Genomic DNA, 21607 nt, shown 5'->3' on the forward strand with positions numbered 1-21607 from the left:
CGCTCAGGGCTTCCAGGGAGTCGAAACCGAGGCTGTTGAGCATGGCTTGCTCGTCCCCGGCGCGTGGGCCGATGTGGCGGACGATGAATTCGTTACGGGTGTCGAGGAGGAGGGTCATACGGAAGTCCTCACGCGTCGTCGTGGGTCAGGCGCTCGTAAGCGGCCTGGTCGAGGAGGGTGTCCAAAGCCCCCACGTCGCTGGGGCGCATACGGAAAAACCAGCCTTCACCCAGGGCGTCTTCGTTGATCAATTCGGGGGAGCTTTCCAGCGTCGAATTGACCTCGACCACTTCACCGTCCAACGGCATGTACACGCTGCTCGCGGCTTTCACCGATTCCAGCACGGCCACTTCATCGCCGGCACCGAAGGTGCGCAATTCGGGCACCTGAACGAACACCACATCCCCCAGGGCCTGTTGGGCATAAGCGGTGATGCCCACGGTGATCAGGCCATCGTGCTCAAGGCGCAGCCATTCGTGATCGACGGTAAAACGCAATTCGCTCATATCAACTCCTCATTGTTCAGACTCATCCGCTACTGATGGCGGATAGCGATGGAAAGGCTCGTGCCGGGGCAGCGAGCGTGGCTTGAGGGTTGATAGCAAGGGTGGTGCCAATCTTGTTTTATCTATTTAAATCAATAGCTTGGTATGAAGCCGGGTGATTCGAGGCAATGGGTTTGTATTGAAATCAATACAGGCAGTCGTGGAGGAGGGGGTGAACCCCGGGCCAGACAGGTTGCAAGGGTTTTGTCTTGATTTCGATACACTGTATCGATTGATAGACACGCAGTCCCGGTGGGAGCGAGCCTGCTCGCGATGAGGGCGTGGCAGGCGAAATTTACGTTGAATGACACACCGCAATCGCGAGCAGGCTCACTCCCACAGGGGCAAGTGTCAGGCGAGGGATTGTGTTGTGGTTAAGCGATCAGGTCTTGCAGGGAATGCCGTACTTGCGCAGTCGAATGGCAATCGCGCTGTGTGAAGTCTGCAGGCGGGCAGCCAGCAAACGGCTGGAGGGATAACTTTGGTAAAGCTGCCCCAACAGGTTCTTTTCAAACCCTTCGATGGCCTGCTCCAGACTACCGACCTCGCCATCGTTCTGGCGCTCCATGGCGGTTCTGGCGATGTCCAGGTCGTCGATGTCCACCAGCGGATTTTCGCAAATCGCGGCAGCACGAAAGATCACGTTTTGCAGTTGCCGCACATTGCCCGGCCAGCGGTTGCCCAGCAGCGCCGCGAAGGCCCCGGGGGCCAGTCGACAGACCGGGCGCTGGATCTGCGCGCAGGCCTGCTGCATGAAGTGATTGGCCATCAACAGGATGTCGTGGCCGCGTTCACGCAGCGGCGGTACTTGCAGGTTCAGTACGTTGAGGCGGTAGAACAGGTCCTCACGAAAGCTGCCTTCGCTGACCATTTTTTCCAGGTCACGGTGGGTCGCGCTGAGCACCCGTACATTGACCCGAACCTCACGATCCCCACCGACTCGCCGGAAGCAGCCATCACTGAGGAAGCGCAGTAACTTGGCTTGCAAGTAGGGCGACATCTCGCCGACTTCATCGAGGAACACCGTGCCCTGGTCCGCCAGTTCCAGCAAGCCGAGTTTGCCGCCCCGTTGCGCGCCGGTGAAAGCGCCGGCGGCATAGCCGAACAGCTCGCTTTCGGCCAGGCTTTCCGGCAGTGCCGCGCAGTTCAGCGCCAGAAAGGGGGCGTCACGTCGCGTGCTGATGGCGTGGCAGGCGCGGGCCACCAGCTCTTTGCCGGTGCCGGTTTCGCCCTGAATCAACAAAGGCGCATCGAGCGTTGCCACGCGTTGGGCACGGGCCTTGAGGGTGCGGATCGCCGGCGATTCACCGAGCAGCGCATCAAAGCCTTCGGCATGGTCGTGGTGCAGTGCGGAGAGGCGTTCACCAATGCGGTTCGGTTGATACAAGGTCAGCAGGGCGCCTGCGTCGGTAATCGGCATGGCGTCCAACAGCAACGTTCGGCCACCCAGGCTGACCTCATGCATGGGCAGACGGAAACCGTGCTCGATCAGGGTGTTTTGCAAGGCAGGATCATCAAACAGCGCCGTCAGCGGTTCACCGGCCGGCTCCCGTCCGCACAGTGCAATCAGCGCCGGATTGGCCAGCAGCACATGGCCCCGTGTATCCACCGCCAGCACAGGATCGACGCTGGCCGCGAGCAAGGCATCCAGTTGCAGGCGTCGGCGTTGCCCCGGGAGGATGTCGACCATCGTCACCGCTTGCACGCCCTTCACATCAAGCAAGGCGCCGCGCAATTCTTCCAGGACATCGGCACCGAGCGTCGGGGCGTCGATGTAGACATTCGGTGGCACCATTTCGACGGCGTCCAGATTGAAACTGCGCCCACCGAGCAGGGCCAGCACTTCCTGGGTGATGCCGACGCGGTCGATGAAAGTGACATGGATGCGCATGGGTGACCTGCAAGTTGGCGGATGAAAATGAGTATGACCGGCCTGTGCCGAGTCTGTCAGGTGTTGCCGACGCTGCGCGAACACGCGGCCAAATCCTCAAGAAACGCCTGGAGGATCGGCGGCGGTGCAGTGCCTCGGCGAGTGATCACGTCGAACGGTGACATCAGTTGCAGGCTGGTGGGGGCCAGTTGGTGCATCTCGCCGGTCTTGATCCACTGGGCGGCGAAGTGCATCGGCAGAAATCCCAGGTAGGCGCCGGAAATCAACAGAATCGCCAGCGCTTCGATGTTGTCCACGGTGGCCGCGGCCTTGCTCACGCCCAGGTGTTCCAGGTCGTATTGCTGCATGTAGCCCCGGACGACGATCCGGCTTGCGGCAATTTCTTCGAGCAGTTCATCACCCTCGGCCTTGCTGCCATACAACGGGTGCCGTCGCCCGCAATACAACCCCAGGGCCTCTTGATACAGCGGCGAGTGCAACAGGCCCGGCACGTAGATCGGGAAGTGCCCGATGGCCAGGTGCAGTCGGCCGTCGAGTACGCGTTCTTCCAGTTCCGCCGGGGTGCCGACGTACACGTTCAGGTGCACGTCATGCCCCCTCGACACGAAGCGCTGGGTGGTGCGCGGCAGCGGTGAATCGGGATCGGTGATGGTGGTGTCGATGATCCCCAGATTCAGCTTGCCGCTGATGTGCTGTTTGAGCACGTCGGCATCCATGCAGAAGTTTTCTACCGCCGACAGCAGGCGTTGAGTCGCCTCATGAATCGCCACGCCTTGCTCGGTCAGGCGAAAGCCGCTGCGCCCGCGTTGGCAGAGTTTGACCCCAAGCCTTGTTTCCAGGTGGGTCATCTGTTCGCTGATGGTCGACTGGCCGGCATTCAACGCCGCCTGGGCTGCGGAAAACCCTCCGCACCTGACAATCGTGGCAAACACCCTGAGCAGTTTCAGATCGACATCGTGCAGCTGGATCACCTTGAACCTCCCGCGTGTGGATGCATCGGTAATGCCGATATGAGTATCTGATGTTTAGCATTTTTTCCACGAAAACCTGCGCCCATAGTCATTCCAACAGCAGTCGCCTTCCACGACTGCTTGCTGATAACAAGAATTGGAGATGCCTGAAATGTCGAAGAACGGTTATGAATCCGGTCGCCTGAACCTGCCTTTCGTGGGCCACTGCACCTTTGCCAAATCCCCGGTGTGCACCGATTGGGATGCGCTCGACGCCGACGTCGCGATCCTCGGCGCACCGAACGACATGGGCACCCAGTGGCGCTCCGGCGCACGTTTTGGACCACGCGGCATTCGCGAGGCATCGACCCTGTTTTCGTTCGGCCATGCCGGCGCTTATGACCACGAAGATGACGTCATGTACCTGACCGCCTCGGACGTGCGCATGGTCGACGTCGGTGATGCCGACATCGTGCACACCGACATGGTCACCAGTAACGAGAATACCGAGTACGCCGTGCGCAAGATTCTCGATGCCGGTGTCATGCCCGTGGTGCTGGGGGGCGACCACTCGATTCACGCCCCGGTGATCAAGGCCTTCGAGGGCCGCGGCCCGATTCACATCATCCACTTCGATGCGCATCTGGATTTCGTCGACGAACGCCACGGCGTCCGCTACGGCCATGGCAACCCACTGCGCCGCGCCTCCGAAATGAACCACATTGTCGGCATGACCCAGATGGGCATCCGCAACGTGTCTTCGTCCAATCGCGATGACTACGAAGCGGCTCACGCGGCCGGCTCGAAAATTCTCTCGGTGCGCGATGTGCGCCGTCTCGGCGTGGACGGTGTCTTGGCGTTGATCCCGCAGAACATCAACTACTACATCACCATCGACATCGACGGTTTCGACCCGTCCATCGCTCCCGGCACGGGCACGCCCAGCCATGGCGGCTTCCTCTACTACGAAGTGCTGGAAATCATTCAGGCCCTGGCCAAACGCAGCCAAGGAAACATCGTCGGGATGGATCTGGTGGAGGTCGCACCGGTTTATGACCCTACCGGCATGACCTCGATTCTGGCGGCGCAACTGCTGCTCAACAGCATTGGTTTCATCTTCCACGAACGGGCTCAGGCGCGACACGTCATGAGCGAAACCACCACGGCCTCGGCGTGACCAGACCGCCTGACAGAGAGAACAAAAATGGACGCGATCGTTAAACAGTATTTGCAGAAATTCGGTGTATCCGAAGCCACCCAGACGTTCCTGAGCAAAGTGCAGAAGATGTTCATCGGCGGTGCCTTCGTCGAAGCCAGTGACGGGCAGACGTCCGATGTCATCGAGCCGTCAACCGAGGGCCTGATCACTCGGATTCCGATGGGCACGACAGAGGATCTGGATCGCGCCGTGCAAGCCGCTCGCGCCCAGTTTGACGGCGGTGCCTGGCGTCAGGCCAAACCGGCGGAACGTGAGCGGATGATGCAGCGCCTGGCTGACCTGATTGAACAAAACGCCGCTGAACTGGCGGAAATCGAATCGATCGACATGGGCAAGTCCGCAGCGTTCGCCAAGGATGTTGACATCCAGGGCACAGTCGACACCCTGCGCTATTTCGCCGGCTGGGCGACCAAGCTTCACGGGCGCACCGTCGAGCCCTCGCTGCCGGGCAATTACCTGGCCTATACACGCAAGGAAGCGGTAGGGGTGGTCGGCGCCATCGTGCCGTGGAACTTCCCGCTGCAAACCATGGCCTGGAAGCTGGGTGCCGCGCTGGCCACCGGTTGCACCGTGGTGGTCAAACCGGCCGAACTGACTTCGCTGTCGGCCTTGCGCTTTGCCGAACTGGTGAAGGAAGCCGGCATCCCGGACGGGGTGATCAACATCGTCACCGGGTGCGGTGGCGTGGTCGGTGCCGCGATGGCCACACACCCTGGCATCGACAAACTGACCTTCACCGGCTCGACACCGGTCGGTCGCACCGTCGGGCGCGCCGCGCTGGACGAAATGAAGCGACTCACCCTCGAACTCGGAGGAAAATCACCGGTAATCGTATTGGCCGATGCCGATCTGAAAGCCGCCGCCCAAGCCATCGCCAACGGCGTGTTTTTCAACTCGGGCCAAGTGTGTGACGCCGGCACACGCGCCTATATTCATAGCAGCGTCTACGACGAGTTCCTGCGCGAGTTGATCGCCTACACACGGACGTTGAAGATTGCGCCGGGCCTGGATCCGGACTGCTTTATCAGCCCGTTGGTCTCGGCGTTGCAAAAGGCGCGAGTGACCGATTACATCGAAACCGGCAAGCAAGAGGGCGCCCAGTTGGTCTATGGCGGCCAGCCTGTCGAGGGCCCTGGCTTCTTCGTCGAACCGACGATTTTTGCCCATTGCCGCAACGACATGCGCATCGTCCAGGAAGAGATCTTCGGCCCGGTGCTGGTGACCGCACCGTTCGACGATGAAGAAGAGGCGCTGGCCCTGGCCAATGACTCACCCTACGGCCTGGCGGCTGCGCTGTATTCCAATGACCTTGGAAAGGTGCACCGCCTGATCCCGCAACTGAAAGCGGGTTCGGTCTACGTCAACGCCCATGGCACCCTCGACCCGTCGATGCCGTTCGGTGGCTACAAACAGTCCGGTTTCGGCAAGGACCTGGGTGCGGAGCAGCTCGATTACCTGCTCGAAACCAAAGCGGTCTGGATCACGCTCCCCTGAGTCATGGCTGACTCAACCCCTGTGGGAGCGCGCTCCCACAGGTGCGTCGTTTACTCAAAAGAATGCAGTTATCTCGTCATGATCTTCCAAAAATAAGAGTACATCATGAACATTGACGCCAAAGCCGCCCCAAACATGTCGCTCCTCGACGACAAACCTATCGTCGAAGCGCATTCGATCGACTTCATACCGGAGGACGAGCGCACCGACAAACTGTCGAGCCAGGGCCCGTTCTGGTTCCTCGGCAATTTCACGTTCTTCACCATGACCATCGGCTTCGTCGGTCCAAGCGTCGGCCTGACCGCGCTCTGGACCACGCTCGCCGGCACGCTGGGCATTATGTTCGGCACGCTGTTCATGGCTTTTCATGGCTCGCAAGGCCCGCACCTTGGCCTGCCGCAAATGATCCAGTCTCGTGCGCAGTTTGGTTACCGGGGTGTGATTCTGGTGTTGCTGGCGACATTGTTCGTGTTCGCCGGTTTCAACATCGTCAACCTGGTGTTGATGATGCAGGGCCTGCACACGCTTTTCGGCTTCAACCCCGTTGTGGTGGCGGTGGCCGTGACAGTGCCGGCGGCAATACTGGCAATCCTCGGTCATGACTGGATGCACCGCAGCTTCAAATGGGCGTTGTTTCTGTCGCTCCCTCTGTATGGCCTTGTGACGTTGGCGGTGTTGATGGGCTGGGTGCCTGACGCCTTGGCGCCGGTGCTCGCGACCGGTGAAGTGGCGCCCGCGCCGTTGGGCTTCAACTGGACCGGTTTCATCGCCCAGTTCGCGGCCGCAGCCAGTTACAACATCGCATACGCCCCGTACGTGTCCGACTATTCGCGTTACCTGCCCAAGAACACCTCCAGCGGAAAACTGATCGCCGTGGTGTTTCTCGGCGCCTCGTTGTCCGGTGCGTGGATGATTTCCGTGGGTGGCTGGCTGGCCGACCACCTGCACTCCACTGATGTGCTGGTAGCCCTTGGGCAAGTCGGCAACACGGTTTCGCCACTGATGGGCACCGCCGTGGTGGTCGTCACGATCCTGGCCTTCTTGCCGGTGATCGCGATGAACATCTACAGCGCGAAACTGACCACCCTGACCTGCGTCGATTCGATCAAGCACATCAAGCCGACCCGCAAGGCGCGGATCCTGGCCATCTGCTTCGTGATCCTGCTGCAACTGGGGGTCGCCCTGAGTATCCAGAGTTCGGGCAAAGGCTTGTCGGTGCTGGGCATCTACCTGGTCGTGATGCTGTACTTCCTGGTGCCTTGGACTTCGGTCAACCTGACCGACTACTTTTTCGTCCGCAAGGGCCGCTACGCCATCCCGCACTTCTTCATGCCCCACGGCAATATCTACGGCAGCTGGGGCCTGCGCGGCATCGCTGCGTATGCCATCGGCTTCATTTCGATGATCCCGTTCTTCTACATCTACGACGGCGTCGAGCAGCGTGAGGTGTATGTCGGCCCGCTCGCCAAGGCGCTCGGCAGCATCGACATCGCCTGGCTCGTCGGTCTGATCGTGTCGGGGCTGGTGTACTACTGGTTCAGCCGCTCGATTGACCTCAAGCGCGAAGAAGCGGTGATCCAGCACATCGAAATTACCTGCCCGCAATACACCACCGGTGACACTTTGACCAAACCGTCGTTGCCCGTTTTCAACGAATCGGCGGTCCGGAGATAATCATGGCTACGCAAAAGTACGACTACATCATCATCGGCGCAGGCTCCGCAGGTTGTGTGTTGGCCAACCGCCTGAGCGAAGACCCGGCCACCTCGGTCCTGGTCCTGGAATTCGGTGGCAGCGATCGCAGTGTGGTGATCCAGATGCCGAGTGCATTCTCGATTCCGATGAACACCAAAAAGTACAACTGGCGCTACGAAACCGAGCCCGAACCTTACCTCAACGGGCGTCGCATCCATTGTCCACGGGGCAAGGTGCTGGGTGGCTCATCGTCAATCAATGGCCTGGTCTACATCCGTGGCCACGCCTATGACTTTGATGAATGGGAGTCTCTTGGCGCACAGGGTTGGGGCTACCGCAATTGCCTGCCGTACTTCAAACGCGCTGAGCACTACGAGGAGGGCGGTGACGGGTATCGCGGCGGCACCGGCCCGTTGCACACCACCAACGGCAATCACATGAAAAATCCGTTGTACGGGGCCTGGGTCGAAGCCGGCGCCGAAGCGGGTTATATCAAGACCGAGGACTGCAACGGCTACATGCAGGAAGGTTTTGGTGCCATGCACATGACGGTGAAAAATGGTGTGCGTTGTTCAACGGCCAACGCGTACCTGCGGCCAGCCATGGGTCGACCTAACCTGACTGTGATCACCCACGCGATGACCCGCCAGATCATCCTCGAAGGCAAGCGCGCGGTGGGCATCAGTTATGACCACGATGGCCAGACCCATCAGGTCTACTGCAACCGGGAAGTCTTGATATCGTCCGGTCCCATCGGCTCGCCGCACTTGCTGCAACGCTCGGGTATCGGCCCGGCGGTCGTCTTGCGCAAAGCCGGGATCGAGGTGCGCCATGACCTGCCGGGCGTCGGCGAGAACCTGCAGGATCACGCCGAGGTGTACATCCAGTTTGGCTGCAAGGAACCGGTGACGCTCAACAGCAAAATGGACCCTCTGAGCAAGCTGATGATTGGTTTGCGTTGGCTGTTGTTCAAGGATGGACTCGGCGCGACCAACCATTTCGAGGCCGGTGGTTTCATCCGCTCGGACAAAGGCCTGCGCTGGCCGGACATTCAGTTCCACTTCCTGCCAGCGGCCATGCGCTATGACGGCAACAAGCCGATCAAAGGCCATGGTTTCATGGTGCTGACCGGGCCGAACAAACCGAAGAGTCGTGGTTACGTCCGGGCGCGCTCCGCTGATCCTTACGAACATCCGCAGATCCAATTCAACTACCTGCAACGCGAAGAGGATCGCGAGGGTTTCCGCCGCTGCATTCGCCTGACCCGGGAGATCATCGGCCAGCCGGCGATGGATCGCTTCCGCGATGGCGAGATCGCGCCTGGGCCATCGGTGAACACCGATGAAGAGATCGACGCCTTCGTCCGCGAGAACCTCGAAAGTACGTACCACCCTTGCGGTTCGTGCCGCATGGGCGAGGACGACATGGCGGTGGTGGATTCCGAATTGCGTGTGCATGGCATCGCGGGATTGCGGGTGATCGATTCGTCGGTGTTCCCGACCGAGCCGAACGGCAACCTCAATGCACCGACGATCATGCTCGCCGAGCGGGCCTCCGATCTGGTTCGCGGGCGCAACATGCTGCCTGCCTCGGACGCACCGGTCGGTCTTGTCCAGGATTGGGAAACCCGCCAGCGGTCATCGTTGCCCGGACGTAACGTCCGGGTCTGATGCAATCGGGTGTTCGCCCTCAGGTCGATCAGCATCGGCCTGGGGGCGAAGTTTGAAACGGCAGACGTTGCCGCCCCGGACCATGCATTCGGTGTGATCAACGTCTCCACCGCCCAACGCCCCGATCAAGGCCAGATCCAGCTCGCAAACCACCGGATGCGCCGCGGCCAGGCGGTGGAAGACGCAGTTGTGGGCGACGATTTCCGGGGCGTCCGAAGCGCGAAAGATCACCTCGGCTTCGTAGCCCGCCTGGTTCATGTGTTGCACGATCCGCGCTTCATCAACGACCTTGTGCTCACGGTCCAGGGCCAGTTTGCGGCCCATGTTGCGCATCAGCGTCTTCAGCGCGTCGGGGCCGATGATGTCGGCCACTTCGTCGATCAGCACGCTGGCGAGCATCTGGTATTGGCGCGGGAATTGCTCCTGCCCATGCTCGGTGAGCCGATACAACTGCTCGGGACGCCGACCCGTCGGCCGGGTTTCGCCGCGCAGCACCAGGCCGTCACGCTCCAGCGCCGCCAGATGTTGGCGAATCGCGGTGCGTGTGACCGCCAGTTGGTCAGCCAACTCATCAATGCTCATGCCTCCGGCATGGTGCAGCAACGCATTGAGCAAGTCCTGCTGTGTTCGGCCCAATCCTTCAAGCATGGTGTGCCCTCGCGCGAGATCAGAACTTGTCCGGGAACTGCTTGACCACGGCGGCCGTCAGCGCGTCCGCCAGAGCAAGCACGTGGCTGCGCATCATCTGCCAGGTGTTCGCTTCGCCGGCATAATCGTGTGCGGCGAGTTGATCGACTTGGGTCACATGATGGCCACCGTGAGCGGCCAGCATCGTCACTAGCGTCGCTTCAGGCAGGTTCGGATTGGCCTTGGCCAGGAATGCCGCGATGGCCTTGGCGTTGCTGGTCAGGTCAGTGACGGCGGCTTGTTTGCCTTTGGTGTCTTTGGCGACGGTGGCGTCGCTGTAGTGTTTCACCGCGCCCCAGTGACCGGCAAGCAGCTTGAGCAGCTGGTCTGCGGCAGGCTGCCCATAAAGCGGAGCGAGGCTGTTGGCGATTTTTGTGGCGTTGTCGACGACTTGGTCAGCCGCGACCTTGGCTTGCTGTTTGTCAGCGGCCTGGTTGGCGATCGCGTAATTCCTGATCCAGAAAACATGCTCGACCCAAAGGTCGCGCATCGACAGTCGTGTGGTGAGCGCAGCACTATCGGCTGCCGGAGGTGAGGCGGGGGGAGTCTGGCTCCAGGCAGGTTGTGCGCAGAAAGCCAACAGCAATAAAGCCAAGGTCTTGATAGTCATGACGGCACCCTCTGGTCGTGGGATTGTTCGACAATATCAATTAAAGCATATAAATATGTTTTTATTGGGCGTGCAGAAGAGACGCAGATAAACGGTGCTGCCGTTTATCGACTGCGTTGCCAGACCTTGACGTAATCGACGCTGAAAGTGGAGGGCAGGTCTGCATCGTCGACCACGCCGAACCAACTCCACATAGCCTCACTGTCGAAGACAATCTGCATCGGGAAGAAGAAGTGGGTGTTCTTCGACTCCCGCACCAGCACGCCATCGACGTACCAGCGCAAGGTGTCGGGCTGCCAGTCGAATCCGTAAACATGAAAGGCGCTCGCCAGACGCCAGGGCGCGACCCAAGTGCTGCCGTTGGCGATATGTTCGGTACTTTGCGGCGTAGCCCACAAGTGGGCGTTCATGTTGTACAGACGGTCGAAGGCGGCGTTTTTGGTCTTGCCGCCGATTTCGAAGATGTCGATTTCGGTGGCGTTGTCGGTCATGCCCGTCCACGCCAGCCAGAAGGCGCTGGAGCCTGCCGAGTTCATCGGTTTGGCGCGGGCTTCGTAGTAGCCATATAAACCGCGCTCATTGGTGCGGACCATTGCAGAGGTGTAGTCCTTGAAACCCAGCTGGACGTATTTCTGCGGCAAGGTTTCCTTGCGAAAGACGATGTTCAGGTGGCCGTTTTCGACGCTGGCATTGTCCGGCTTGAACAGCGCCGGTTTGCGTCCCAGCGATTCGTTGCCGATGGCATTGTTGACGTGCCAGCGCGCGGGATCGAGGGTTGTGCCGTTGAAGTTGTCAGACAGCTTGGTGTCGAGCGTCCACTGGCCGGTATTGCTCTGATCGGACAGTGGCAGGTTGGCGTCGGTCTGGCTCGGTAATGGGCCCAGTGGTCCGACCCGGGTCCAGGTGTCGGCTTGTTGCGGGACAGCAACGGACCACTTGTTTGCCAGGTATTGAAAGGCTTGCTGGCGCTGCGCAAGAGAGGCAAACGGCCGGTCGTAGACGAGCACTTCGGCAATGTCGCCGCGAAAGTTGTCGGCGGTGCCGATGGCGTTGCGCCCGACGGCATACGGGCCAATCGGCACATCGTAAAGCTCCAGGACGGAAATGGTCGGCGCATACGCGGTGTCCTGTTCCAGGCTGATGGCGAAATTCGGCAACACGTTATCGTTGCTGTCGGTGTGTGGCCGAGAGCTGAACAGCCGTTGCCAGGGACCGACGTTGGCCTGTTCGGGCGGCCGAAGCGACACGATCAACACCGTGACCGGCCCTTTTTCACGGCGGATGGTTTTGCCAAGAAACGCCGAAGCGCCACTGAACCGCACCACCGGCTGGCCGTTCAGGGCGTTCGCCACCCGCTGCGGTCTCTTGGCGGAATCGTCTGCCGTGGCGTCATTGGCCAGGCCGGACTTGTCGCGCCAGAGCTGCACACGGTTCTGCCCGTCGACTGTCATGCTTGATGCGTCGGCCGCGTCGAGCCACAGCACCAGCCCGGTCGCCGGTGGTCGGGAGGGCAGTGGCGCGGCAGTGCAGGCCAGCGCACACCACAACAGCACCACCAGCAGACCGGCCCTGACCCCCTGCATTATTTCACCGTCATCAAGGACGGTATGACACAAGGCGACCGATACCCCTGCGGATTGCGTGACTGCCAGCGCCAGGTATCGACAATCATCTGTTCCAGGTCGCGTTGTGCCGTCCAGCCCAGTTCACGTCCTGCCTTGCGGGGATCGGCCCAGCATTTGGCGATATCACCGACGCGACGCGGGGCGAAACGGTAGGGGATGCTGATGCCGGTAATGTCTTCGAAACTGTGGATGATCTGCAACACGCTATAGCCAACGCCGGTCCCGAGATTCCAGGCGTTGACGCCGCCTTTTTCGTGCAACACCTGCAGCGCCTTGAGGTGGCCGTGGGCAAGGTCGACCACATGAATGTAATCGCGCACACAGGTCCCATCCACCGTGGGATAGTCGCAGCCGTACACCGTGAGCTCGGGAATCCGTCCAATCGCCACCTGCGTCAGGCACGGCAACAAGTTGTTCGGGCGGCCGCTGGGGTCTTCGCCGATCATCCCGCTTTCATGGGCACCAATCGGATTGAAGTAGCGCAGCAGGCCAATGCTCCAGCGCGGATCGGCGTAGCACAGGTCGGTGAGCAATTCCTCGATCATGAGCTTGGTGCGGCCATAGGGATTGACCGGTTTTCCAGTGCCGATGTCTTCCGGGATCGGGGTTTTTACGGGGTCGCCATACACCGTCGCCGAGGAGCTGAACACCAGGTTGAATACCTCATGCCTGGCCATCGCCCGGCACAGATTCAACGTGCCGGCGACATTGTTGGCGTAGTAGTCCAGCGGCTTGCGAATGCTTTCCTCGACGGATTTGAGGCTCGCAAAATGCACCACGGCATCAATGTCGTAGCGACTGAAAATCTTGTCGAGCAAGATCGAGTCGCCAATATCGCCATTGATGAAATCGACGCGGGTATGGGTCAACAGTTCAAGGCGGGCAATGCATTCTCGACAGCTGTTGCACAGGTTGTCGAGCACCAGCACGCGGTGCCCGGCGTTGATGAGTGCGACGGCTGTATGGGAGCCGATATAGCCGGCCCCGCCAGTGATCAGCGTAGTTTTGCGCATGGTGAGGTGTTCCTGTCTCGGGACTGAATTCAGTGTGCGGTGAAGACCGTTTTGAATTCTTGCGGCCAGCGCGGGTGCAACACGCTATAGGCCACGGCATAGGTCAGGGCGCCAATGCCGATGTTGCAGATCAGGTGCAGATAGCCTTGGAAACTCCATTGCCCGGAGACCCAGACCACGGTCGCGGCCATGACCAGCGAGGCAATCACGCTGCGGTAGTTGGAGTCGAAGAAGCGCCGCCAGCCGTAACCGATGGCCGCGTTCAACCCTCGAATTTGCAGCGGTGTGATGAGCAGCATTCGCGCCAGCAGTGCCAGCGCGGCGGCCATGCCGCCATAGAGGGTGCCGAAGCTGTAGACCAGCGCCAGCGCCAGAACCGTGGTGGCGACTTCGGCCTTGATCGTGAGGTGGCTGCGATTGACCGCTACCAGCGCAGTGGTGGCGAACATCGCGGTATTGCCGATGGCCGCGGTGCAGGCCAGCACTTGCAGCATTGGAATGGCCTCGGTCCACTTGGTGCCGAAGATCAACAGGATGAGGTCGCTGGCCGTGAGCGCGATACCGATGAACAGCGGGGTCAACAGAAAGCCACTGACCGCCGTCGAGTCGCCGATGATCCCCAACAGCCGCGACGGCTCGCTGCTGCGCCGGGCGAACACCGGCAGCGCATAGCTCATCAAGCCGTTATAGATCGCGCTACGCGGCAGATCGATGATCCGCATCGCCATGTTGAACATGCCCACGGCATGGGCACCAGCGGTCATGCCAAGCACCACATTGACCCCGCGCTGCAACGCTTGCGAACTCAGCGCGTTGATCGCCACCGGGAAGCCGGATTTGAGCAGGTCGCGCAGCACCGCACCGTCAATGTGAAAAGCGATTCGGCGCCGGTCGCCGAGCATCAACACAATGATGGAAACCAGTTCCATGAGCAGTGCCTGGGCAATCACGGCCCACGCTCCCAGGCCCCAAAGCGCGACCGCAATACCGCCGGCACCGCCCAACACCTTGCCCAACAACGTGCGCGACGCCAGCATTTTGAAGTTGCTGCTGCGGCGCATCTGCGCCACGTAGACCCTCGCCATCATGGTGAACAGGATTTTCACCGAGGCCACCGCCACCATCCAGCGCAGTACCGGGGAGGGTGAATACACGATCGCCGCGAGCGAGATCACGACGATCGACACCAGGCTCGCTAGCACCGCTGCCCAGAACGCCGTGGAAATGTGTTTGTCTTCCAGGCGTTCAAGCCGTACCAGCGGGTCTTCCAGCACCGAGGAGTAGATCATGCCGATCAACTCGACACTCGCGATGATCACGGTGCCCACCCCCAGCTCTTCCGGTGACAGTAGCCGGGCGTAGACAACGAAGGTGATCATGGACAGGACAATCAGGCCGAATTTCTCGGTGAAGATCCAGATCAATGTCACCAGACGATGATTGGCCATGGTTGAACCGCGGAAGATAGAGGGATGCCGACTCAGGAAGTCCTGCCAAACGTTTTTGCCAGGGCGTAGAGGTAACGCAGGGTCGGTTTGCCGTTGAAGAAAAACATCGCCTTCCAGGAATGCTCCAGCATCCGCTGGAACACCTGGATGACCTGCACGTGTTCGCCGCGTCGGGAGAATGCGTTGAGGAAATCGGCGTGATTGGCCAGCACGAAATGGATGCGTTGTTGCTCGCTCAGCCGGTCGCCGTAACGGTCAAGGTACAGCTCGATGAATTTGACTTTGTGCGGATAGTACTTTTGAGGTTGTGCGGTAATGTTGCCGCTGTTGACGCCACGCCGATGCAGGATCTGCGGCACCGTGTGGATCTCCCAATGTTCAGCGATCCGGGTCCACAGCAAGCGATCTTCGGCATAGCGCAGGGACTGGTCGAAGCCGCCGAGCGCCGTCACCACGTCGCGTACCACCAGCACGCCGGATGTGCCGTTGATCACGTTTTCGTGGATGAAATCGGCAAAATGATGACCCGCTTTGCAGCGGTCTTCCAACTGACGGGTGCCGTCACTGAATTCGCTCATCTGGTAACAATCGATGAGCCCGACCTTGTGCCCGTCGCGCGTCAGCTGTGCGTAAAGCGCCAGTTGCTTTTGCAGTTTTTGTGGATGCCATTGGTCATCGGCATCGAGAAAGGCAATAAAGGTTTCCCGGGCACTGAACACGCCTTTATTGCGCGCACTGGCGGGCCCCTCGTTGGCCTGGCGCAGCAGGGTCAAGGGAAAGGGCGCGATGTAGCGCTCGACGATCTGCGGCCCTTCATCACTGGAGCCATCGTCGATGACGATGACATGATCGGGCATGCGTGTTTGCTCTTTCAGCGAGTCGAGCGTCTGTCTGATGCTACCGGCGGCGTTATACATCGGGATGACTACGCACACCGAGCCTGGGGCGCAGGCGGCTTCGTTCAGCATGGGTGTTTCTCCTTGCGAAAGCTCTGGGCTGCTGCGCCGGGAGACACGCGTTCAGCGCGAGGGGCGGACGTGACCGCCGCAACAGGGCGCTGCACTGCGTGATGTTTGAAGGACAGCGCCAGCGTGCAAAACACCAGAAACTCGGCGGAGCGATAGTTGGGGATGACGTAGGCCACGTAATTGGTGACGACGAACAAGCCGATGATCACCAGCGCGCTGGCGCGATACTGAGCGGACTGGTTGGCGGTCACGGCCCGGTACTGCTTGAACAGCGCCTCGGCCAGCAACAGTGTCAACGCGGTCAATTGAATGATGCCGCCATTGAGCAGGGTTTCTACATAACCGCTGTGAGCGTTGCCGATGTAGCCCCAGCGGGTAATGAATTCATCGGCATCGATACTGGACCAGAACGCGCCGAAGCCGTAGCCCTTGAGGAAATGATTGTCGACAAAGGGGCCGAGCAGTTCCCAGATCATGGTGCGATCGGTGAGTGATGGGTCGCGTCCGGCCAGTTCCAGCAACACCGCGGAGTAGTCGTAGAGAAACAGGCACACCGACAGGTAGAGCAGGGTGCAACCGAGGAACGCCAGCCTGGAGCGATGGACGCGCAAACGGATCAACGCCAGGAAGTAGCCATAGCTGACCGTCCCGGCAATGATCAGCACCACCCCGGTGGCCGATTGGGCCAGCACAATGGCGATGAACGAAAAGAACGAGCAGAACAGGGCCCAGCGATTGCGCTGGCGAATCATCGGCAGCAACAGCAGGATGGCGACCGCGTTGAGCCGCGCGCCGGCGTTTTTTTCCGTGAATATCCCCTTGAACGCGCCGTCGCGGATGCCACCGGAAATAAACGCCGCACTGGGCATGACCAATGCCAGTATCAAACCGATCAAGGCTGCTACGCCGATGGCGCAGCCCAGCATGAAGGTGATTTTTTCGAGGCTGTAGTTGTAGGCGATGAACCCGGCAAAAAACACCACGCTGAGCATCGCGATGAATCGCTTGAGACTCAGCATCGGGTCCTGGGACCAGCCGATCGATGCGATGACGCAAAGCAAGAACATCAGCAGAAAGAAGTTGCTGCGGTAAAAGGTCTTGCTGAGGAACACCTTGTTGCGGATGAAAAAGAACAACGGCACTAATAGCGTGATGAGGCCGCACACCTGGTTGACGACGTTGCCTTCGAGGTCTTTGTCGAAGTCGTCGAGGCTGGAGCCCCTGCCCAGACTGAGAACAAAGGTGATCATCTGGATGTAGAACAGCACGCCGAACAAGGTGAAGGCGTCGCGCAATGTGGAATATCTGATCTCAAGTGTGTTCATGGCGATGGCCTGCGCAGCAACGCGGCGAGGTAGGTTTCTACCGCGCTGGCATTCATGAAGCGCGCAGCGGCATCGATGCGCGATTGACGTTGCAGATCCCGTGGTATCGACAGTTGCAGGTCAATGGCCCGCGCCAGCGCGATCGGGTCGTCGACGGGCACGAGCGGGGCGACCAGGCCTCCAATAAGAATGTCTTGCGGACCATGGGGGCAGCGGGTCGACACCACCGGCGTGCCGGTGGACAACGCTTCGACCAGCACGTTGGGACTGCCCTCGAAACGCGACGACAGCACAAAGCAACTGGCCGCGGCCACTTCTGCCATGGGATCGGGGGTATAACCCGGCAGGTCGACACGATCAGCCACGTCCAGCCTGCGCGCCTGTTCAAGCAACCAGTCCCTGAGCACGCCCTCGCCAAAAATGATCAGGCGCACATTGGGATCCGGCAATGCCGCCAAGGCAGCGATCAAGGTATCGAAGCCTTTTTGCGGGGCCAGTCGTCCCACGGCGACCAGCACCGGGCCGGATTTTTCCAGTAGCCAGGGGTGACTGGGCGGCCCCGGCAGCTTGTCGCGAAAGTCATCGTCCAGGACCGGATTGTCGGCAATGGTCACGTCCTGGCGTCTTGCGATGGTGGTGTTGACCAGATCCTGGGCGACGCCTCGCGAGACGCAGATCACCGGGTTGGGAATCAGCCGGTAGAGCAGCGGCGCTACCCGGTACGCCAGCCGCACCATGAAGTCGGGGTTGACGTGCTTGTCATGGGAAAAGGCGTTGCGCTCGCTGACGTGCAGCCGTGCCAGCGTCCCGGACAGCCAGGCCGCGACGATGGCCACCACGTTGACGTGGGTGAGGGCCGCCAGTTGTGCGTCGAAGCGATTGGCGAGCAGAAATCGCGTGAGGGCCGGCACTGCGCGCGCGGTGCGCGGGCTGCGCAATTCAACTTTTTTTACCCGGGGATCAAGGTGCGTCGCATGCAGGCCTCCCCCGGTGAGCATCAGCAATGTCACGTCATTGCCCGCGTCCACCAGGGCACTGGCGAGGCGCGCCATCATTTTTTCGGCCCCGCCCGCACTCAAGTCATGCAGGATAATCAGCAACTTTTTCATTGATTCCATACCTGGTAATAAGCCTGCGCGGCGTGCCGGCTGGTGTAAGGATGGAGGGCGTCATCGAGCATTTTTGCGCTTGGCACAACGCAACCTCGTGACGTCAGGCTTTGCAGCATTCCATTCGCCAGCGCCGGTACGTCGTTGACGCTGACCAGTTGCCCGAGTCGGCCGTTGTCCAGCAACTCCCGGGGCCCGGTCTCGCAGTCGCAGGCCAGTACGGGCGTGCCCAGTGCCAGGGCCTCGATCAGTGCGGTCGGCATGCCTTCCTGCACGGAACTGAGGATGAACAATCGCGCGTGCCGCAGCAGCGGATAGGGGTTTGCCAGGAAACCGGTGAAATGCACGCGATGGGCAATCCCCAGTTGGCGGGCCTGGGTGGTCAGCGCGTCGAGCAACGGACCATCGCCGGCAATCACCAGATCCGGCAGTGCGTCACTGCGCAACGCCAGGGCGTAGGCATCGAGCAACAGGTCAAACCCTTTGGGTTCCACCAGACGGCCCAGGCTCAACCAGTAATCGTTGGGCAGGCCGGCCAGCGGCGGCGCATGCGAGGCCTGGAGCAGTTGATCGGTGACCACGGCATTGGGGCAATAACGGATTCGCTGCTGACCCCAGGGGAGCAAATCGACCATCGACTGGCGCAGGGCGCTGGAGACCGTTACCACCTTGCCGCCGCCGCACAGGTACAACGCATAGAGCAGACGCAGGCTTGAGGGGCCGGTTTTCTGTTCAGTGCAATCGAGTGCCGCGTGGCGGCTATAGATCACTTTGCAGGGACTGCCCAATGTGGCGAACCAGGTGCAGAGATTGGCTTGCTCCTTGGCGGAAATCACATGCGTGACCCCCGCACGACGAATCAGCCGGCGCACCCGGATGATCGACCTGAGCAGACCGCCGCCGCCACTGTTGTGACGGTGAACACCCTCGGTGTCCGGCGTGTCGCCGTTCATGACGAAAAAGCTCACGCGCTGGCCGTCTTTGAGAAACTGCTCGGACAGCCGCTGCTGAACGCGTTCGACGCCGCCACCCGCCTTGAAATCCTTGAGAATGAACAGGATGTGCATGGTCATTCCCCAACGCTGATAGCGACTTTGCGCTGAAGGATCATCGCCAGCAGCTGCAGAAAATTGCCGGGATAGTCGATGAGGTAGCGTTTGATCGTATGGGGCTCGCGATACATGCGATAAAACGCGCGCAGGTGCAGGCGATTGATCACGGCTGGGTAATAGTTACGCGTGGCCAACGCTTCCTGGCGAATGAAGCCGCCGCAGGTGAAGGCGACCCCCCTGAAACCGGCACGCAACGCCTCCTGCTCGAACTGCTCTTGCAGCCCGGCTCCCAGGCCAACGATCAGGATGTTCGCCTGGCTACGGCAGATGTCGGCCCGAATGCCTTCGGCCTGATCCGGGTTGAAGTAGCCATGGTGATAACCGGCGATGGCCAGTCCGGGGTAGAGCAGCTTGATCTTGCCGATGAACAGTTCCAGTTCAGCTTGCCGGGCACCGACGAAGTACACGCGCTTGCCCTGTTGCTCGGCGCTGCCCAGGACGCGGTCGGCAATCGACGTGAAGTCGAAGCTGACCCGGCCCACTGTCCTGCCCGTCACGCGGGACATGAACGTCGACATCAGCATGCCGTCGCAAAAAAACGCGACGGTGCTGGGGGGCTGTTCGAACAAACTGCCGATGGAGGCAAAGTTAATGAAGGAATAGGCCTGGTTGGCGTCCAGTAACTTCGGTGAGTAATGCCTGACTATTTGCAGCCTGATCATGGAGCGACTCCATTCAGATCAACGGGGAGGTGACACGGATCTACGATGGGGCGGGGCGTCAGTAGATGTTTTTGGAAAACAACGTGAAGGGGGTCTTGATGAGGATCTTGATGTCCAGCCACAGCGACCACTGGTTGATGTAGTTGAGGTCCTGGGCGACGCGCAGCTGCATCTTTTCCACCGTTTCGGTTTCGCCTCGATGCCCGGTGATCTGGGCCAGCCCGGTAATGCCTGGCTTGAGGCGATGACGGGCCATGTAGGCGCGCACTTTGCCGGTGTAGTAAATGTTGTGGGTGACGGCATGCGGGCGTGGGCCGACCAGGGCCATCTGGCCGAACAGCACATTGAACAACTGCGGCAGTTCGTCGATGGAACTGCGGCGCAGAAAGCGCCCTAGCGGGGTGACGCGATCATCGTCACGAGTGGCCTGGCGTACCTCGTTATCATCGTGCTGGCGCATCGAACGAAACTTCCAGACCTTGATTACTTCACCGTTGCAGCCGTGGCGACTCTGCTTGAACAGCACGGGGCCCGGGGAGGTCAGCTTGACGGCAATCGCCACCGCCAACAGCAACGGGCTGAGCACGATAATGGCCGTGGCGGCCAGGCTGCGCTCGAACAGGTCCTTGCAAAACAGGCTGGCGGGATGCGAGCTGATCAGGCTCTCGTTGAGGTAAATGGCCGGCATCCGCTCGATTTCCGAGATCGAGTGATTGAGCAGCACCATGCTGCTGAAATCCGGGATCCACACCACGTCGACGTTCATGTCCAGCAGGTCGATGTAGAGCGCTTCGATGGTGGCGGCATGCGCCATATTGAGCACGATGTAGACGCGGCGTACCTCCAGGCGCGTGATGATCTCGCGGATTGCATCGACGCGACCCAGCAGCGGCAGAATGCTGGGTGCCGGGCCGCTGTCATCGGCGGCGGCGATAAATCCCAGCACCAGCGCGCGGTTCGGCCTGCTGAGTTTTTTCGCCAGCTCATGGGCGGTCGGGCAGGTGCCGATGATCACTGAGCGACGCTCGTTGCACATCATCCGCGAATGCAATCGGGCAAGGCAGTGCAGGGGCAGAAAACTCGCGGCCTGCACCACAAAGCCCAGCACCATCCAGACGATGATGACCTGACGCGAGAAAATCGCGCTGGTCTGGGTAATGAACGCAATGGCCGCCAGAATCGCCAGCAGAATCAACCAGGCAGCGAGTAATCGGCCAAGTCCGACCAGCAGGCCATGACGCTTGTGGTAAACCTGCATCATGCTGTAGACCGGCACTGAACCGAGCACGGTCATGATCATCAGAATGCGGTAGTCGCTGGTCAGGGTGCCGACGCGCCAATACACGAGCAGCGTCAGCAGCGAGATGGTCAGCGTCATCGCACTCAACCATTGCAGCCAGAACGTCAGGCCTCGGCGGTGTGCGATGTGTTGGGTGTATTGCGGTGTCATTTGCTTGACCTCGAGACAGGATGTTCCATAGGCACTGATCGGGAGACATGGCGTGGCTCCCGCCGGGTAGTCCTAAGCTCGGCTCAGGTGATGCAAGTGATGTTGAGGGTGCAAGGAGGTGCAGCGGCAAGCGT

Annotated in this window: 19 protein-coding genes; 4 read left to right on the plus strand and 15 right to left on the minus strand. The window is 60.4% G+C overall.

Translation table 11 applies throughout. The features are described from left to right. The 4 genes from QRN31_RS31540 to QRN31_RS07205 all read right to left on the minus strand — a co-directional run. A partial coding sequence (locus tag QRN31_RS31540) for a hypothetical protein (protein WP_502942459.1) occupies window positions 1-118 on the minus strand: 118 nt, incomplete at its 3' end. A 10-nt stretch (window positions 119-128) separates the two neighbouring features. Then, window positions 129-506: a glycine cleavage system protein GcvH gene (gene gcvH / locus QRN31_RS07195; protein ID WP_285431060.1), complete on the minus strand. Its 378-nt coding sequence runs from the start codon at window positions 504-506 to the stop codon at window positions 129-131. Between the two features lie 421 nt (window positions 507-927). Then, entirely contained in the window at window positions 928-2436 is a 1509-nt protein-coding gene (gene gcsR / locus QRN31_RS07200) for a transcriptional regulator GcsR (RefSeq protein WP_285431061.1), read from the minus strand. 56 nt (window positions 2437-2492) lie between these two features. After that, window positions 2493-3407 (minus strand): LysR family transcriptional regulator, encoded by a 915-nt coding sequence (locus tag QRN31_RS07205; protein ID WP_285431062.1) that lies wholly within the window; start codon window positions 3405-3407, stop codon window positions 2493-2495. A 151-nt stretch (window positions 3408-3558) separates the two neighbouring features. Here QRN31_RS07205 and speB point away from each other — a divergent pair, with 151 nt between their 5' ends. The 4 genes from speB to betA all read left to right on the plus strand — a co-directional run bounded on the left by speB (window position 3559) and on the right by betA (window position 9464). After that, complete coding sequence (gene speB / locus QRN31_RS07210) at window positions 3559-4563, plus strand: agmatinase (RefSeq protein WP_285431322.1); 1005 nt, start codon at window positions 3559-3561, stop codon at window positions 4561-4563. Between the two features lie 27 nt (window positions 4564-4590). Then, on the plus strand, window positions 4591-6099 hold the full coding sequence (locus QRN31_RS07215) for an aldehyde dehydrogenase family protein (protein ID WP_285431064.1): 1509 nt from the start codon (window positions 4591-4593) through the stop codon (window positions 6097-6099). Window positions 6100-6204: 105 nt separating this feature from the next. After that, on the plus strand, window positions 6205-7773 hold the full coding sequence (locus tag QRN31_RS07220) for a purine-cytosine permease family protein (protein WP_285431066.1): 1569 nt from the start codon (window positions 6205-6207) through the stop codon (window positions 7771-7773). A gap of 2 nt (window positions 7774-7775) precedes the next feature. After that, window positions 7776-9464 carry a choline dehydrogenase gene (gene betA / locus QRN31_RS07225; protein WP_285431067.1) on the plus strand — a complete coding sequence of 563 codons (1689 nt, stop codon included), beginning with the start codon at window positions 7776-7778 and terminating at the stop codon, window positions 9462-9464. On the opposite strand, the gene QRN31_RS07230 is transcribed toward betA, so the two are convergent. From QRN31_RS07230 to QRN31_RS07280, 11 genes are all read right to left on the minus strand, one after another. Then, a complete protein-coding gene (locus QRN31_RS07230) occupies window positions 9432-10112 on the minus strand; it encodes a helix-turn-helix transcriptional regulator (RefSeq protein WP_285431068.1) in 681 nt (226 codons plus the stop codon). The two genes, betA and QRN31_RS07230, sit on opposite strands and share 33 nt — an antisense overlap. 19 nt (window positions 10113-10131) lie before the next feature. Beyond that, window positions 10132-10761 carry a hypothetical protein gene (locus QRN31_RS07235; RefSeq protein WP_285431069.1) on the minus strand — a complete coding sequence of 210 codons (630 nt, stop codon included), beginning with the start codon at window positions 10759-10761 and terminating at the stop codon, window positions 10132-10134. 104 nt (window positions 10762-10865) lie between these two features. Beyond that, window positions 10866-12344 (minus strand): family 16 glycosylhydrolase, encoded by a 1479-nt coding sequence (locus QRN31_RS07240; RefSeq protein ID WP_285431070.1) that lies wholly within the window; start codon window positions 12342-12344, stop codon window positions 10866-10868. After that, window positions 12344-13399 carry a UDP-glucose 4-epimerase GalE gene (gene galE / locus QRN31_RS07245; RefSeq protein ID WP_285431071.1) on the minus strand — a complete coding sequence of 352 codons (1056 nt, stop codon included), beginning with the start codon at window positions 13397-13399 and terminating at the stop codon, window positions 12344-12346. Before galE ends, QRN31_RS07240 begins: the two co-directional genes overlap by 1 nt. A 29-nt stretch (window positions 13400-13428) precedes the next feature. Then, window positions 13429-14847, minus strand: a complete 1419-nt coding sequence (locus tag QRN31_RS07250; RefSeq protein ID WP_285431073.1) for an oligosaccharide flippase family protein — start codon at window positions 14845-14847, stop codon at window positions 13429-13431. Window positions 14848-14879: 32 nt separating this feature from the next. Next, a complete protein-coding gene (locus tag QRN31_RS07255; protein WP_285431075.1) occupies window positions 14880-15815 on the minus strand; it encodes a glycosyltransferase family 2 protein in 936 nt (311 codons plus the stop codon). Further along, complete coding sequence (locus QRN31_RS07260; RefSeq protein ID WP_285431076.1) at window positions 15809-17140, minus strand: O-antigen ligase family protein; 1332 nt, start codon at window positions 17138-17140, stop codon at window positions 15809-15811. The genes QRN31_RS07255 and QRN31_RS07260 overlap by 7 nt, the downstream gene beginning before the upstream one ends. Beyond that, window positions 17137-18249: a glycosyltransferase gene (locus QRN31_RS07265; RefSeq protein ID WP_285431077.1), complete on the minus strand. Its 1113-nt coding sequence runs from the start codon at window positions 18247-18249 to the stop codon at window positions 17137-17139. The genes QRN31_RS07260 and QRN31_RS07265 overlap by 4 nt, the downstream gene beginning before the upstream one ends. Further along, window positions 18246-19316: a glycosyltransferase gene (locus QRN31_RS07270; protein ID WP_285431079.1), complete on the minus strand. Its 1071-nt coding sequence runs from the start codon at window positions 19314-19316 to the stop codon at window positions 18246-18248. Before QRN31_RS07270 ends, QRN31_RS07265 begins: the two co-directional genes overlap by 4 nt. A 2-nt stretch (window positions 19317-19318) precedes the next feature. After that, window positions 19319-20023, minus strand: a complete 705-nt coding sequence (locus QRN31_RS07275; RefSeq protein ID WP_285431080.1) for a WecB/TagA/CpsF family glycosyltransferase — start codon at window positions 20021-20023, stop codon at window positions 19319-19321. Between the two features lie 58 nt (window positions 20024-20081). Next, window positions 20082-21473, minus strand: coding sequence for an undecaprenyl-phosphate glucose phosphotransferase (locus QRN31_RS07280; RefSeq protein ID WP_285431081.1), 1392 nt, complete (start codon window positions 21471-21473; stop codon window positions 20082-20084). Between the last annotated feature and the right edge of the window lie 134 nt (window positions 21474-21607).

This window comes from Pseudomonas sp. fls2-241-R2A-110 (assembly GCF_030209165.1).
In the GTDB taxonomy this organism is placed as follows: Bacteria; Pseudomonadota; Gammaproteobacteria; order Pseudomonadales; family Pseudomonadaceae; genus Aquipseudomonas.

Coding starts and splice junctions, on each gene's coding strand:
- gcvH (WP_285431060.1), bottom strand. CDS start 506: ATGAGCGAATTGCGTTTTACCGTCGATCACGAATGGCTGCGCCTTGAG.
- gcsR (WP_285431061.1), bottom strand. CDS start 2,436: ATGCGCATCCATGTCACTTTCATCGACCGCGTCGGCATCACCCAGGAA.
- speB (WP_285431322.1), top strand. CDS start 3,559: ATGTCGAAGAACGGTTATGAATCCGGTCGCCTGAACCTGCCTTTCGTG.
- QRN31_RS07215 (WP_285431064.1), top strand. CDS start 4,591: ATGGACGCGATCGTTAAACAGTATTTGCAGAAATTCGGTGTATCCGAA.
- QRN31_RS07220 (WP_285431066.1), top strand. CDS start 6,205: ATGAACATTGACGCCAAAGCCGCCCCAAACATGTCGCTCCTCGACGAC.
- betA (WP_285431067.1), top strand. CDS start 7,776: ATGGCTACGCAAAAGTACGACTACATCATCATCGGCGCAGGCTCCGCA.
- QRN31_RS07230 (WP_285431068.1), bottom strand. CDS start 10,112: ATGCTTGAAGGATTGGGCCGAACACAGCAGGACTTGCTCAATGCGTTG.
- QRN31_RS07235 (WP_285431069.1), bottom strand. CDS start 10,761: ATGACTATCAAGACCTTGGCTTTATTGCTGTTGGCTTTCTGCGCACAA.
- QRN31_RS07240 (WP_285431070.1), bottom strand. CDS start 12,344: ATGCAGGGGGTCAGGGCCGGTCTGCTGGTGGTGCTGTTGTGGTGTGCG.
- galE (WP_285431071.1), bottom strand. CDS start 13,399: ATGCGCAAAACTACGCTGATCACTGGCGGGGCCGGCTATATCGGCTCC.
- QRN31_RS07250 (WP_285431073.1), bottom strand. CDS start 14,847: ATGGCCAATCATCGTCTGGTGACATTGATCTGGATCTTCACCGAGAAA.
- QRN31_RS07255 (WP_285431075.1), bottom strand. CDS start 15,815: ATGCTGAACGAAGCCGCCTGCGCCCCAGGCTCGGTGTGCGTAGTCATC.
- QRN31_RS07260 (WP_285431076.1), bottom strand. CDS start 17,140: ATGAACACACTTGAGATCAGATATTCCACATTGCGCGACGCCTTCACC.
- QRN31_RS07265 (WP_285431077.1), bottom strand. CDS start 18,249: ATGAAAAAGTTGCTGATTATCCTGCATGACTTGAGTGCGGGCGGGGCC.
- QRN31_RS07270 (WP_285431079.1), bottom strand. CDS start 19,316: ATGCACATCCTGTTCATTCTCAAGGATTTCAAGGCGGGTGGCGGCGTC.
- QRN31_RS07275 (WP_285431080.1), bottom strand. CDS start 20,023: ATGATCAGGCTGCAAATAGTCAGGCATTACTCACCGAAGTTACTGGAC.
- QRN31_RS07280 (WP_285431081.1), bottom strand. CDS start 21,473: ATGACACCGCAATACACCCAACACATCGCACACCGCCGAGGCCTGACG.